Here is a 13,279-nt window from a genome sequence, read left to right as displayed (position 1 = left end):
GGACTCGGCCGCCGCCACGGCTCCGAGGGCATCCTCAAGTACACCGAGGCCCAGACGGTGGCCGAGCAGCGCCTGCTCCCGATGGCGCCGTCGCTCGGGATGGACGACGAGAAGTACGCCGCCTTCATGAGCCGCAGCCTCCGCCTGATGAAGGCGTTCCGTTTCCGCTAGACCACCGCGTTCGCACCACCAGGTTCTCAACGAGGAGAGCACGTGTCGCAGGAGAAGTCTGTCCAGACCCGGGACGAGGACGGGTACGACTACGACGTCGTCGTGATCGGTTCGGGGTTCGGCGGCTCGGTGTCCGCCCTGCGCCTCACCGAGAAGGGCTACCGGGTCGGCGTCCTGGAAGCCGGCCGCCGCTTCACCCGCGACGCCCTTCCCAGGAACTCCTGGGACCTGAAGAACTACCTCTGGGCGCCCAGGCTCGGCATGTACGGCATCCAGCGCATCCACCTGCTGGGCAACGTGATGGTGCTGGCCGGCGCGGGGGTGGGCGGCGGCTCGCTCAACTACGCCAACACCCTCTACGTACCGCCGAAGGCCTTCTTCGACGACCCCCAGTGGAAGGACATCACCGACTGGCAGGAGGAGCTGAAGCCGTACTACGACCAGGCGCAGCGCATGCTCGGCGTACGGCTCAACCCCACCATGACCCCCTCCGACGTGCACCTGAAGGCGGCGGCGCAGCGGATGGGCGTCGGCGACACCTTCCACCTCGCCCCGGTCGGCGTGTTCTTCGGTGACGGCAAGGACGCCGACGGGACGGCGAAGGCGAAGCCGGGCGGCCAGGTGGCGGACCCGTACTTCGGCGGTGCCGGACCGACCCGCAAGGCCTGCACCGAGTGCGGCGAGTGCATGACCGGCTGCCGGCACGGCGCGAAGAACACCCTGAACGAGAACTACCTGTACCTCGCCGAGAAGGCGGGCGCGGTGGTGCACCCCATGACGACGGTCGTGTCCGTCACGGACGACTCGCGGGGCGGCTACGCGGTGGCGACCCTGCCGACCGACGAGAAGAAGAAGGGCAAGGGGCGGATCCTCACCGCGCGGAAGGTCGTGGTCGCGGCGGGTACCTACGGCACCCAGACCCTGCTGCACCGCATGAAGTCCGGCGGCCAGCTGCCGCACCTCTCCGCCCGCCTCGGCGATCTGACCCGCACCAACTCCGAGGCGCTGGTCGGCGCGCAGACCGACAACCGGCGCTACCGCAAGGCGACCGGGGAGTTGAAGGCCGACTTCACGCGCGGGGTCGCCATCACGTCCTCCGTCCACCCCGACGAGAACACCCACATCGAACCCGTCCGCTACGGCAAGGGCTCCAACTCCATGGGTGGCCTGTCGATCCTCCAGGTCCCCTACGCCGAGGGTTCCTCGCGCGTCCTGGCCTGGCTGGCGAACGCGGCCCGCCACCCGCTGCTGGTCGCCCGCTCCCTGTCCAACCGGCGCTGGTCGGAGCGGACCATCATCGGCCTGGTGATGCAGTCGCTGGACAACTCGCTGACGACGTACCTGAAGCCCGGCGGCGTCGGCAAGGGCCTGCTCACCGCCCGGCAGGGCCACGGCGCGCCGAACCCCAAGCAGATCAAGGCCGCCTCGGAGGCCGCCTCGGCCCTGGCGGCCGAGATCAACGGCTTCGCGGGCAGCAACGTCGGCGAGCTGATGGGCACCCCGCTGACCGCGCACTTCCTCGGCGGCTGCCCCATCGGCGACTCCCCGGAGACGGGCGTGATCGACCCCTACCACCGTCTCTACGGTCACCCCGGCATCTCGGTGGTGGACGGCGCCGCGGTCTCGGCCAACCTGGGCGTCAACCCGTCGCTGACGATCACCGCGCAGGCCGAGCGGGCCATGTCGTACTGGCCGAACAAGGGCGAGGAGGACCCGCGTCCGGCGCAGGGGGCGGCGTACGAGCGGTTGAAGCCGGTGGAGCCGTGCACACCGGCGGTCCCCGCGGACGCGTTCGGCGCGCTGAAGCTGCCGTTCCTGGGGATCCCGGCGGTGCCGCCGAAGAAGTAGCCGGGCCGGAAGAGTGACGCCGGGCCGGAGAAGGGCCGAGGGACCTGCATCCCCCTCCGAACGCAGGTCCCTCGCTTCTTACCGTCTTCTTGATCCGGCAGCAGGTTTGATCAGCGAGGGGCCTGAAAGGTTGTCTCGCCCCACGTGGTTTTTGTGTGAGGTGAGTCACGCGTGAGGCGCATGGCGAAGGGCCCCGCGGGGCCTGAGGCCGCGGGGCCCTTTTTTCGTCAGCACCGACGTCAGGGCGGCGCCGGTGCCTGGGAGCGGCGCCGGGGGGTTGCGCCGCTTGGGGTGGTCATCTCGGGCGGACGTGGGGGATTCCGCCGGTCGGCCCCGGGCGTCCCCGGAGCCGACCGTTCACTTGTGTGACCGGGCTGCTGTCCCCTGCCGTCCGGTCACTTCCCTGGAGCGAGGTCCCACGGTGCACGGCACGACCCGTACGCCTCATCGCCCCAGCGAGCCACGCGTGGTTCTGTCGGGCCCGCCCCTGGCTGGCACGGACACCGGTCTCAACGAAGCGGTCGGCGGGCCGGTCACGCGCCGTACGGGTGAGAGCGGGACCGAACTCAGATGCGACCCCGGCACAGCTCCAGCAGGGTCATCGCGAGGGCGGTGCCCGGCTTGCCGAGGGCCTCGCGGTAGCGGCCGAGGATGTCCATCTCGCGGGAGAGGTTCACCCGCCGGCCGCCGGAGGCGATACGGGCCTCCTGGACGACGGTGGACACGGCCATCCGCTCCTGGATGAGGCCGATGATCCGGTCGTCGAGCGCGTCGATGCGCTCGCGGGCGTCGGCGATGGTCTGTTCCGCATGGGCGGTGGTCACGGCGGTCATGCTGGGGGCTCCTCGTGAAGGTGGCTGAGCTGAGTGAGGCCCCGGAACGGCAGAACCCGGAAAACGACAGGCGCCCCGGGCCTTGTCGGCCCGGGGCGCCTGGGAAGTCGCTTGGCGTTGGCTCAAGCAGCACGACCATGGCAGCCGGCGGGCCGGGTGCCATAGGTAAAGAAGCGGGTCGTCTGCGTGAGCATGGGGTCAGTATGGCACGGAACCTCTGGGCGCCGGCCGGGGTCGTCCAGCCCGTCCGGCGTTCGAGGGCGAGGCCGTCCGGACCGAAGCAGGGGTCCGGGGGCGGCAGCCCCCAGGACGAGGGGGAGGTCGCTCACGGCCACCCCGGTAGAATCGTCAGCACAAGACCCCCGCCCAAACCGCCGGAAGGCACCCCGTGTCATCAGCGACTCCCGCTGCCGCCACCCCCGACACCGTCCTGGTCGTCGACTTCGGCGCGCAGTACGCCCAGCTCATCGCCCGTCGCGTCCGCGAGGCGCGGGTCTACAGCGAGATCGTGCCGAGCAGCATGCCGGTCGCGGAGATGCTCGCCAAGAACCCCGCGGCGATCATCCTCTCCGGCGGCCCCTCGTCCGTGTACGAGGCGGGCGCCCCCCGCCTCGACCGCGCGCTCTTCGAGGCCGGCGTCCCCGTCTTCGGCATGTGCTACGGCTTCCAGCTGATGGCCCAGTCCCTCGGCGGCACCGTCGACAACACCGGCGCCCGCGAGTACGGCCGTACCGACCTGCACGTCTCCCGGGCGTCCTCCACCCTCTTCGAGGGCACCCCGGCCGAGCAGCACGTGTGGATGTCGCACGGCGACGCCTGCTCCGCCGCCCCCGAGGGCTTCACCGTCACCGCGTCCACGGACGTCGTCCCGGTCGCCGCCTTCGAGGACGACGAGAAGAAGCTCTACGGCGTCCAGTACCACCCCGAGGTCATGCACTCCACGCACGGCCAGCAGGTGCTGGAGCACTTCCTCTACCGCGGCGCGGGCCTGACCCCCTCCTGGACCACCGGCAACGTGATCGAGGAGCAGGTCGCCGCGATCCGCGAGCAGGTCGGCGACAAGCGCGCGATCTGCGGTCTGTCCGGCGGCGTGGACTCCGCCGTCGCCGCCGCCCTCGTCGCACGCGCCATCGGCGACCAGCTGACCTGCGTGTACGTCGACCACGGCCTGATGCGCAAGGGCGAGACCGAGCAGGTCGAGAAGGACTTCGTGGCCGCGACCGGCGTCAAGCTGGTCGTCGTGGACGCCGAGGAGCGCTTCCTGACCGCGCTCAAGGGCGTCAGCGAGCCCGAGGAGAAGCGGAAGATCATCGGCCGCGAGTTCATCCGCGTCTTCGAGCAGGCGCAGGCCGAGATCATCGCCGACGAGGGCCCGGCCGTGGAGTTCCTGGTCCAGGGCACGCTCTACCCGGACGTGGTCGAGTCCGGCGGCGGCACCGGCACCGCCAACATCAAGTCGCACCACAACGTCGGCGGCCTCCCCGAGGACCTCGAGTTCCAGCTCATCGAGCCGCTCCGCAAGCTGTTCAAGGACGAGGTCCGGATGGTCGGCCAGGAACTGGGCCTGCCCGAGGAGATCGTCCAGCGCCAGCCCTTCCCGGGCCCCGGCCTCGGCATCCGCATCGTCGGCGAGGTCACCAAGGAACGCCTGGACCTGCTCCGGGACGCCGACGCCATCGCCCGCGAGGAGCTGACCGCGGCCGGCCTCGACCGGGACATCTGGCAGTGCCCGGTGGTCCTGCTCGCGGACGTCCGCTCGGTCGGCGTCCAGGGCGACGGCCGCACCTACGGCCACCCGATCGTCCTGCGCCCGGTCTCCTCCGAGGACGCCATGACCGCCGACTGGTCGCGGCTGCCGTACGAGGTCCTCGCCCGTATCTCGACCCGGATCACCAACGAGGTCCGGGACGTCAACCGCGTCGTTCTCGACGTGACGTCGAAGCCGCCGGGCACCATCGAGTGGGAGTAGTCCCGCTTCTGAAGATCACGTCCGCTTGAGAGTGCGCACCGGCTCTCCGGGCTTCCAGACCTGGGTGACCAGGTACGTCTCGTCCTCGACGTAGGTCCGCACGACCTCCGTCAGCTCGGTGCGGAAGAGGTGGAACGGCTGCGGCGGTTCCACCTCTTCGACGTATGCCGCCCTGGCCGCGCCGCCTTCGACCTCGAACGCCCGGCCGCCGATCCGCACGTCCCCGCTGTCCACGTCGGCTCCCGGATTCGCCTGGAGCGCGAAGCGCGGATCGCGCAGCAGGTCGAGGACCTTAAGGGAGTTCGGCATCATGCCGAGCCACAGCTCTCCGCCCAGGAAGCGGACCTCCAGGCCGGACGTGCGGGGGGACCCGTCCCTGCGCAGGGTCGCGAGGACATGGTGCCGGTAGGCGCCGAAACGCTCCTCGGCGAGCGCTGCCAGTTCGGGTGCCGCGGTGGTGAAGGCTGCCCAGTTCATACGTGCCAGATCCATACGCCTCAGTCTCACCGGCAAACCGGACAACTTCTGTCGTGTATTCGCTGCGTACGTCATCTTTACAAAACAGCTCTGCCCTTTTGCGCTGACCGGCGGTAACTTCCGGCCCGTACAGCAATTCCCCCGCTGGAGGACCTATGCACGGGCCCACGCCGCCCCTGCCGCTGCCCACCGGCCAGCTGCAGTTCGCCATGCCGCCGATGCACGACTCGGTCGAGGACGAACGCCGGCACCGCAAGGAGCGGCTCGCGGGCGCCCTACGAATCTTCGGGCGCGCCGGATTCGAGGACGGGGTGTCGGGCCACATCACCGCGCGCGACCCCGAGTTCACCGACTGCTTCTGGGTCAACCCGTTCGGGATGCCGTTCAAGCACGTCACCGTCAGCGACCTCGTCCTCGTCAACCAGGACGGGCAGGTGGTCGAGGGCCGCTACCACGTCAACCAGGCCGCGTTCACCGTGCACGCCCAGGTCCACGCCGCCCGCCCCGACGTCGTCGCCGTCGCCCACTGCCACTCCGTGCACGGCCGGGCCGTCGCCGCGCTCGGCGACCTCATCGACCCCCTCACCCAGGAGAGCTGCGCCTTCTACGAGGACGTGGCGCTCTACGACGCCTACACCGGCGTCACCGTCGACGCCGAGGAGGGCCGCCGTATCGCCGGGGCCCTCGGCTCCCGCAAGGCGCTCGTCCTGCGCAACCACGGACTGCTCACCGTCGGGGACTCGGTGGACGCGGCGGCCTGGTGGTTCCTGTCGCTCGAGCGGTCCTGCCAGGTGCAGCTGATGGCGAAGGCGGCCGGCCGTCCCCTCCTCATCGACCACAAGCAGGCCGTGGCCACCCGCGAACAGCTCGGCGGCGACCTCGTGGCCTGGATCAACTACCAGCCGCTGTGGCAGGACATCAGCCGCGGCGAACCGGACCTGCTCAGCTGAAGCCTCTGAGTACTGCCGCCTTGGTCGTCGCGAACTCCTCGTCCGTGAGCACCCCGTCGCGGTGCAGCTCGCCCAGCTCCCGCAGCCGGCGCAGCAGTACGTCGTGGTGGGCGGCCTGCGCCGGCACGGCGACCGGCGGCCGGGCCCGGTCCGCGAGCGCGCCGCCCGTGCGCGTGGAGGGATGCGGCAGCCGGGCGGTGACGGCCGCCGCGACCAGCGCGGTCAGCAGGTCGCGCCGGACGCTGCCCCACAGGTCGAGGGTGTAGGGGTCCCGCTCGGGCGGCAGCTTGGAGAACGCCGTCTCCCGGGTCACGAACCGCAGGAAGCCGTCCTCGAAGCCGGAGTTGGGCAGCCACTCGACCTGGACCAGGTCGCCGAGGCCGATGATCCGTGGTCCGGTCGCGCGCTTGACCCGGTCCGAGGTGTCGGCCCAGTCGATGCGCACCTGGGAGCCGTCGAAGGAGACAGTGCCGTCGGAGGACCGCACCGAGACCGGCACCGGCGGCCCCGCCAGCAGATAGGCCGCCGTGGGCTCCTTGGGGACCTGGTCGAGCAGCAGCGCGTGCCGGATCTCCTCGGCGACGAACTCGGCGGCCCCGCCGCGGTCCGCGTCCACGGCCAGCCGGTAGGGGTCGGCCGCCTCCGGCAGCCGGCCGCCCGTGGCCTGGAGCAGCGGGTCGGCGCCCTCGCGCAGCCGCATCCGCAGTCGGCCCCGCTTGCGCTGGGGTTCGTAGCCGACGCCGGACACCGCTTCCAGCGGTACGGCGATCTCCCCGTACGTCTGCCGGAACAGCGGTACGGAACGGTGGAGTCCGGGGGTGATCCGGATGGTGCTGCCGTCGAACGCCCAGGTGCCGTCCCGCTGGATGATCTCGGCCATACGGTGATTCTCGCAGCCGGGTCAACACGGCGGCCTCGACTTCACCCGCAGTGACCCGTCCCGGCGGGCCCCGACTGCCTCGGGTAGGGCACAATTCGCTCTCGACACTGGGGAGTTGCACGGCTGCGGGAAGGCCCACACCGAGGGCCGCCGGCCGTGTCTCGGACCGAAGGGAAGGCGGGCGTCGGGCGTGGCGGTGCAGGAGGCGCGACAGGGCGTGGCAACGGGTGCCGACGGGGCGCACGGGGGCGGCTGCGCCTGCGGGGACTGCCCGCACGGGGCCCGTGAGGGGCACCGGCGGGCCGTCGCCGCGTTCCTGCGCGCCCGCGACGAGTTCGCGGCCGGGCAGGGCCTGCCGACGGCCGTGGCGCACTCCGCCTCCGCCTCCCGCCAGTGGGTCTCGGAGGAACTGACCCAGCAGGCGGAGGCTGTCGCCGAACGGGGCCGGGCAGAGGGCGAGGCCTGGCTCGCCCGGCTGTGGCTGCGCACGGTCTGCGTGGTGTGGGGCGCGGTCGTCGCCCTGCTGCTCGCCGAGTCGCTCACCGCGATCGGCGCGGGCTGGACCAGCGCCCGTACGGCCGCGCTGCTCGCCGCGCTCGTCGTCGCGGGAGCCCTGACCGCCGCCTCCTGGTTCCACCGGGCACGCGGGGGAGTGCTGGCCCCGGTGATCGGCGAGGACAACCGGATGTCCACCTCGCGTACGGTGGCGGCCGGTTGGGTGCTGCTCGTCGCCTACGCGGTCCTGCTGCTGGCGGGCCGCCTGGCCGCAGCTTCCGACCACGCCGAACGCGATGTGCTGGTCTCCGGCCTCGACCTCGCGCGCGGGGCGGGCGTGGTGACCGTCCTCGCCGTGGTGTGCGGCATCGCCGTGCTGGTCCGGCGGGTGGTCGGCCTGCGCATCCTCGGCCTGCGGCTGCAGAAGGTGCCGGCCTCCCGGCCGCGCGCCGCCGACCTGCTGACCGACGACTCCGGCCGGGGGGCCTTCGCCGATCTCCAGTACGTCGTCATCAGCGCCGTCGCCCTGCTCTTCGCCGCCGTCCGGCTCGCCCGCCGCCCCGACCAGCTGCCCGACCTGCCGTGGGGTCTCGCGGTCGTGGTCCTGATCTCGGCCGCGACCTACCTGGCCGGCAAGTACGCCGAGGGCGGCCGGCCGGTGATCCTCTCCGTGGTCCGCGCCCGTGAGCCCGGAGACCTGGACGGGCCGATCCGCACCGGCGACGACATCGAGATCCGCGGTACCGGTTTCGTCCCGCCGGGCGCCCAGAGCGCCGACCGGCTCTCCCGCGTGGTCGTGCGCATCGGCTCCGTCGACGTCCATGTCCCGCTCGTCCCCGTTGCCGGAGGCTTCCGCAACCCCACGGACAACGTCCTGACCGTGCCCGTACCGGCCGAGGTCGAGCCCGGGTCGGTGGAGGTACAGGTGGTCACCGCGGCCGGGGTGGCGACCAACCGGTGCATCGTCCACGTGACCGAGTGAGAGCGGGAGAGCGCCCCTCTCCCGCACGGGACCCGAAATCCGCAAAAACGCCCGGGAGAGGGTTGAACCGACCCCGTCGGTCGTACGTATCGTCGAGTGAGGGGTGGCACGGCGGGCGAGAGGCGGCTTACAGCGATGACTCACGGCATTCGGACGGACACTGACACGTCCTACCTCAACCGCAGTGGCGACTGGCGGGACACCGCCACCCGCTACGCCCTCCTTCCCCTTCGCGTCTTCCTCGGCGTCACCTTCATCTACGCCGGCCTGGACAAGCTCACCGACAGCGCCTTCCTGAAGTCCGGCGGCGCGGGCTCGATCGGTGACACGATGCGCGCGGCCCGCGACTCCGCCGCCATCCCGGCCTTGATCGACATGGCCCTGAAGAACCCGGTCGGCTTCGGCTATGGCATCGCCCTCGGCGAGCTGGCCGTCGGTATCGGCACCCTGCTCGGCCTGCTCGGCCGACTGGCCGCCCTCGGCGGCGCCCTGATCTCGCTGAGCCTGTGGCTGACCGTCAGCTGGGCCACGACGCCCTACTACTACGGCAACGACCTCGCCTATCTGATGGCCTGGCTGCCCCTCGTCCTGGCCGGTGCCCCCTACCTCTCCCTGGACGCGGCCTGGCGCACCCGGCGCCGCCGGCGGACCGGCGGCTACCGCTAGGGCCCAGGGCCTGCCCGGCGGATCGGGCCGGCTTCAGCCAACGGTGCCTCATCAGCGCAGACGGGCGCGCCGGACCCCGCGATTCCGGCACGATCCGCCGGACAGGCCTTAGCCGCTCTCGGTACCGCGCCGTCTGCGTAGGCCCCGTGCCACGACCGCCGCGACACCGGCCAGGAAGAGCCCGCCCGCCACCAACGGGACGACGGCGAACCACGGGGTGTCCCACAGCCCGGCCGCGTCACCGGCGTAGACGACGCCGGCGGCGGCGAGGAAGAGACCGGCGACCAGCTTCCCGGGCTGGAACTCATGACGCAGCACGGCTGACCTCCACCTGTCCGACGCCCACCCGGAGACCGAGCTCGAGCGTGCCGGCGTCCTTGCCGCCCTTGACCGGCGACAGCGTCACCTCCTTGTGCCTGCCCGGCTCCACGTCCACGTCCTTCCTGTTGTCATCGGGCAACCGGACGTCGCCCACCCCCACGTCGATGCTCATCCGCACGGTCGCGTCCGCCGGCACGATCACCTTCAGCTCACCCGCCCCCACCTCGGCGTGCGTGGCCACCGTCTGCCCCCGGGCGGTGCGCACGCCGGTCAGGTCCAGGGTGCCGACGCCGGTCCCGAGGTCGTAACCGGACCGCACGTCCGCCGTCGCGGCCGGCTTCCAGGTCGCCTCCTTCCAGTGGGTCGAGATGTCCTTGGGCAGGGCAGTGGTCCCTGCGAGCAGCGCTGCCGTGACGAGCGCCAGGAACACCGACCCGGCCCCCGTCCGCCCCAGGAACGCGCTGAGTGTGATGCCCAGGCCGAAGACCACGAGTGCACAGGCCAGGCCGGTCTGCAGGCTGGTGCCCAGCGGATGCGTGTCCCAGGTCAGCCCGGTACCCAGGCCGCCGGCCAGCAGGGCGAGCAGGAACACCCAGCCGCCGATCCAGCGCGGGCCGCGCGGTCTCGGGGGCGCGGTGCGTGACGGGGGCGGGGAGCCGGGGTGGCTCCAGGGGGTGGGCATGCCGACGTCGACGGCCGTAAGGAGGTCCTGGTCGCGGGTGTCGCCGGGGCCCCACAGATAACCGGTGCCGCCGACATGGGTGCCGTCCTTGAAGATCGGGTCCCGCCACCAGGAGGGGTAGCTGGTGACGACCGGCGGGGCCTGGGCCTCCGGCGGGGCGTCGGCGGCGGCCTGCGCGGCGAGCGGGTCGGGGCCGGGGGCGCCGCGGCGCCGCGACCAGTACCCGGCGCCGGCCAGCAGCAGGGAGAGCACCACGGCGAAGGTCAGCACCCCGCCGTTCCTCAGCATCGTCAGGAACGTCCCGCAGCCGACCAGGGCGAACAGCACGGCGGCCAGCGCCTGGCCGTCGACCCGTCCCGTCAGCAGCTTGCGGACCTCGTTCTCCTCTTCCTCCTCGTAGGGCACGAGGAGCCAGGCGAAGCCGTAGAAGATGAGGCCGATGCCGCCGGTCGCGGCGAGCACGGCCAGGGTGATCCGGAAGATCACCGGGTCCATGTCGGTCTGCCGCCCGAGCCCGGCACACACGCCCGCGATCATCTTGTGCCGACGGTCGCGCCGGAACCGGCCGGGGGCCTCGGCACCGCCCTGATCCTGTGCCGCTCCCGTCTCTCCTGCTGCTCCCGTCTTTCTCGTCGCTCCCGTCTCTTCTGCCTTTCCCGGCTCTCCTGCCGCTCCCGTCGCGGCGGGCGCGGCATCCGTCGGCCCGGTGCCCGGGGCCGGGCGCGGGCCGGAGCCGGGTCCCGGACCCGTCGCGGCGTGCTCGTGATCCGTCATGCGTCCATGGTGACGGCCCGTCCGCCGCGACGGCAGTCGGGATGACCCTGGGCGAACCCTGAGATCTGCCCTGAGACGGGACGGGGAGGTGTTCGACGGCCGGTCGGCGGCCGGTTCGGACGACCGGCGCGAAGATCAGGGGAGTCTAAGGGGCCGACCCTGATGCCCTGAACGGACGGCCGTGTGACCATCGATGACATGCCGGAAGCCGCAGCACTGCCACTCGAAGACCCGCGGCCGCCGCGCAAGCTCTACCGCAGCAGCGACGGCCGCTGGCTCGGCGGAGTGGCGCGGGGTCTCGCGGGGCACCTCGGGCTGCCCGTGATCTGGGTCCGGCTGGCCTTCGTCGGCCTGTTCATGGCCAACGGACTCGGCGCGCTGCTGTACGCGGCGTTCTGGTTCTTCGTCCCGCTCGGCGTCGGCGGCGTCGGTGGGCACAAGCCGCCGCCGGTCGCCACCGAGACCGGTCCGGGCGGCCGCCGTCGACTCCTGACCCGCAAGCCGGACAAGGGCCAGATCGTCGCCCTGCTCCTCATGGTCATCGTGTCCATGGTGTTCGTGGGCAGCGTCAACCTGAGCAGCGCGGCCAAGGCGTATCTGCTGCCCGCCGTCCTGGTCGCGGCCGGTGTCGCCCTCGTCTGGCGCCAGGCGGACAACGCCCGCCGGGCCCGCTGGGTCGAGGTCGGCAGCCGCCGGCGCACACTCACCCTGCTGCGGGCGGGCGCCGGCGTCCTGCTGGTCACCGCCGGTGTCTCGGCCATCTTCGTCATGCAGGGCTCGGCCGCCCACCTCGGCGCGGTCCTCCAGGCCGCGCTCATCGTCCTCGTCGGCATCACGCTGCTCGCCGGTCCCTATCTGGTCCGTATGACCCAGGACCTGTCCGAGGAACGCCTGATGCGCATCCGCGCCCAGGAGCGCGCCGAGGTCGCCGCCCACGTCCACGACTCCGTGCTGCACACTCTCACCCTGATCCAGCGCAACGCCGACAACGCGAACGAGGTGCGCCGCCTGGCCCGCGCCCAGGAGCGGGATCTGCGCACCTGGCTGTACAAGCCGGAGGGCACCGGCAAGGACGAGGCCGACGAGCCGGACACGGTCGCCGAGGCGGTGCGGCGCAACGCGGCCGAGGTCGAGGACAAACACGGCGTCCCCATCGAGGTGGTCGTGGTCGGCGACTGCCCGCTCGACGAGCGGACCGGCGCGCAGATGCAGGCCGCGCGCGAGGCGATGGTGAACGCCGCCAAGTACGGTGGCGAGGGCGGTGCCGTACAGGTCTATGCCGAAGTCGAGGGGAAGACGGTGTTCGTGTCCGTCCGCGACCGCGGCCCCGGCTTCGATCTCGACTCGATACCCGCCGACCGCATGGGCGTTAGAGAATCGATCATCGGCCGTATGGAGCGCCACGGCGGCACGGCCCGGCTGCGGGCGGTGCCGGGCGGCGGTACGGAGGTCGAGCTGGAGATGGAGAGGGCGGAGAGGACGTCATGAGCGACGCGACCGAGGCGAACGGTACGGCGGGAGCGGCGGAGCCGGCCGGGTCCGGCCCCGCCGGGGAGCGGCACGTGCGTGTGGTGCTCGTCGACGACCACCGCATGTTCCGCACCGGGGTGCAGGCCGAGATCGGGCAGACCGCCGAGACCGGTGTGGAGGTGGTCGGCGAGGCCGCCGACGTCGACCAGGCGGTCACGGTCATCACCGCGACCCGGCCCGAGGTGGTGCTTCTCGACGTGCACCTGCCGGGCGGCGGCGGGGTCGAAGTGCTGCGCCGGTGCGCCGCGTTGATGGCGGACGCCGAGCGGCCCGTCCGTTTCCTCGCGCTGTCCGTCTCGGATGCGGCGGAGGACGTGATCGGCGTGATCCGGGGCGGCGCCCGCGGCTATGTCACCAAGACCATCACCGGCACCGACCTGGTCGACTCGGTCTTCCGGGTGCAGGAGGGCGACGCCGTCTTCTCCCCGCGCCTGGCCGGGTTCGTCCTGGACGCCTTCGCCTCCACCGACGCCCCGCCGGTCGACGAGGACCTGGACCGCCTCACCCAGCGCGAGCGGGAGGTGCTGCGCCTCATCGCCCGCGGCTACGCCTACAAGGAGATCGCCAAGCAGCTGTTCATCTCGGTGAAGACGGTCGAGTCCCATGTCTCGGCGGTCCTGCGCAAGCTCCAGCTGTCCAACCGCCACGAGCTGACCCGCTGGGCGACGGCCCGACGGCTGGTCTGACCGCCCGCCCGGCTG

General features: G+C 72.0%; 12 protein-coding genes and 1 pseudogene. 8 read left to right on the top strand and 5 right to left on the bottom strand.

What is annotated here, in order from left to right; translation table 11 throughout:
* Window positions 1-171 (top strand): annotated as a pseudogene (gene gabD2 / locus ABZ471_RS34655) (succinic semialdehyde dehydrogenase); the annotation flags it as partial.
* A 42-nt stretch (window positions 172-213) separates the two neighbouring features.
* Complete coding sequence (locus ABZ471_RS34650; RefSeq protein ID WP_359072128.1) at window positions 214-2,019, top strand: GMC family oxidoreductase; 1,806 nt, start codon at window positions 214-216, stop codon at window positions 2,017-2,019.
* A 566-nt stretch (window positions 2,020-2,585) separates the two neighbouring features.
* Here ABZ471_RS34650 and ABZ471_RS34645 read toward each other — a convergent pair.
* On the bottom strand, window positions 2,586-2,852 hold the full coding sequence (locus ABZ471_RS34645; protein WP_359072126.1) for a chorismate mutase: 267 nt from the start codon (window positions 2,850-2,852) through the stop codon (window positions 2,586-2,588).
* Between the two features lie 388 nt (window positions 2,853-3,240).
* Between ABZ471_RS34645 and guaA the strand changes: the two genes are divergently transcribed.
* Window positions 3,241-4,821 carry a glutamine-hydrolyzing GMP synthase gene (gene guaA / locus ABZ471_RS34640; protein WP_359072124.1) on the top strand — a complete coding sequence of 527 codons (1,581 nt, stop codon included), beginning with the start codon at window positions 3,241-3,243 and terminating at the stop codon, window positions 4,819-4,821.
* A gap of 15 nt (window positions 4,822-4,836) precedes the next feature.
* Here the strand turns inward: guaA and ABZ471_RS34635 are convergent, their stop codons facing one another.
* Window positions 4,837-5,298, bottom strand: a complete 462-nt coding sequence (locus ABZ471_RS34635) for a pyridoxamine 5'-phosphate oxidase family protein (protein ID WP_359072134.1) — start codon at window positions 5,296-5,298, stop codon at window positions 4,837-4,839.
* 155 nt (window positions 5,299-5,453) lie between these two features.
* On the opposite strand from ABZ471_RS34635, the gene ABZ471_RS34630 reads away from it, so the two are divergent.
* Window positions 5,454-6,248 carry a class II aldolase/adducin family protein gene (locus ABZ471_RS34630; protein ID WP_359072122.1) on the top strand — a complete coding sequence of 265 codons (795 nt, stop codon included), beginning with the start codon at window positions 5,454-5,456 and terminating at the stop codon, window positions 6,246-6,248.
* Here ABZ471_RS34630 and ABZ471_RS34625 read toward each other — a convergent pair.
* A complete protein-coding gene (locus tag ABZ471_RS34625) occupies window positions 6,241-7,128 on the bottom strand; it encodes a DUF4429 domain-containing protein (protein WP_359072120.1) in 888 nt (295 codons plus the stop codon). The two genes, ABZ471_RS34630 and ABZ471_RS34625, sit on opposite strands and share 8 nt — an antisense overlap.
* Before the next feature lie 190 nt (window positions 7,129-7,318).
* On the opposite strand from ABZ471_RS34625, the gene ABZ471_RS34620 reads away from it, so the two are divergent.
* Together ABZ471_RS34620 and ABZ471_RS34615 are read left to right on the top strand one after the other, a co-directional pair.
* A complete protein-coding gene (locus tag ABZ471_RS34620; RefSeq protein ID WP_359072119.1) occupies window positions 7,319-8,605 on the top strand; it encodes a hypothetical protein in 1,287 nt (428 codons plus the stop codon).
* Between the two features lie 135 nt (window positions 8,606-8,740).
* Window positions 8,741-9,271: a DoxX family membrane protein gene (locus ABZ471_RS34615; protein WP_359072118.1), complete on the top strand. Its 531-nt coding sequence runs from the start codon at window positions 8,741-8,743 to the stop codon at window positions 9,269-9,271.
* Window positions 9,272-9,379: 108 nt separating this feature from the next.
* Here the strand turns inward: ABZ471_RS34615 and ABZ471_RS34610 are convergent, their stop codons facing one another.
* Window positions 9,380-9,589, bottom strand: a complete 210-nt coding sequence (locus ABZ471_RS34610) for a hypothetical protein (RefSeq protein ID WP_359072116.1) — start codon at window positions 9,587-9,589, stop codon at window positions 9,380-9,382.
* Window positions 9,576-11,048, bottom strand: a complete 1,473-nt coding sequence (locus tag ABZ471_RS34605) for a PspC domain-containing protein (protein ID WP_359072114.1) — start codon at window positions 11,046-11,048, stop codon at window positions 9,576-9,578. Before ABZ471_RS34605 ends, ABZ471_RS34610 begins: the two co-directional genes overlap by 14 nt.
* Window positions 11,049-11,246: 198 nt before the next feature.
* Between ABZ471_RS34605 and ABZ471_RS34600 the strand changes: the two genes are divergently transcribed.
* Both ABZ471_RS34600 and ABZ471_RS34595 read left to right on the top strand, forming a co-directional pair.
* Window positions 11,247-12,536 carry a PspC domain-containing protein gene (locus ABZ471_RS34600; RefSeq protein ID WP_359072113.1) on the top strand — a complete coding sequence of 430 codons (1,290 nt, stop codon included), beginning with the start codon at window positions 11,247-11,249 and terminating at the stop codon, window positions 12,534-12,536.
* A complete protein-coding gene (locus tag ABZ471_RS34595) occupies window positions 12,533-13,264 on the top strand; it encodes a response regulator transcription factor (RefSeq protein WP_359072112.1) in 732 nt (243 codons plus the stop codon). Before ABZ471_RS34600 ends, ABZ471_RS34595 begins: the two co-directional genes overlap by 4 nt.
* The last annotated feature ends 15 nt before the right edge of the window (window positions 13,265-13,279 follow it).

The sequence above is a fragment of the Streptomyces sp. NPDC005728 genome (assembly GCF_040630895.1).
GTDB lineage: Bacteria > Actinomycetota > Actinomycetes > Streptomycetales > Streptomycetaceae > Streptomyces.
This window is presented reverse-complemented; position numbering and strand designations above follow the sequence as displayed.

Excerpts from the sequence above, each read along its gene's own strand:
- ABZ471_RS34645 (WP_359072126.1), bottom strand. The coding sequence starts at position 2,852 with ATGACCGCCGTGACCACCGCCCATGCGGAACAGACCATCGCCGACGCC.
- ABZ471_RS34635 (WP_359072134.1), bottom strand. The coding sequence starts at position 5,298 with ATGAACTGGGCAGCCTTCACCACCGCGGCACCCGAACTGGCAGCGCTC.
- ABZ471_RS34630 (WP_359072122.1), top strand. The coding sequence starts at position 5,454 with ATGCACGGGCCCACGCCGCCCCTGCCGCTGCCCACCGGCCAGCTGCAG.
- ABZ471_RS34625 (WP_359072120.1), bottom strand. The coding sequence starts at position 7,128 with ATGGCCGAGATCATCCAGCGGGACGGCACCTGGGCGTTCGACGGCAGC.
- ABZ471_RS34615 (WP_359072118.1), top strand. The coding sequence starts at position 8,741 with ATGACTCACGGCATTCGGACGGACACTGACACGTCCTACCTCAACCGC.
- ABZ471_RS34605 (WP_359072114.1), bottom strand. The coding sequence starts at position 11,048 with ATGACGGATCACGAGCACGCCGCGACGGGTCCGGGACCCGGCTCCGGC.
- ABZ471_RS34600 (WP_359072113.1), top strand. The coding sequence starts at position 11,247 with ATGCCGGAAGCCGCAGCACTGCCACTCGAAGACCCGCGGCCGCCGCGC.
- ABZ471_RS34595 (WP_359072112.1), top strand. The coding sequence starts at position 12,533 with ATGAGCGACGCGACCGAGGCGAACGGTACGGCGGGAGCGGCGGAGCCG.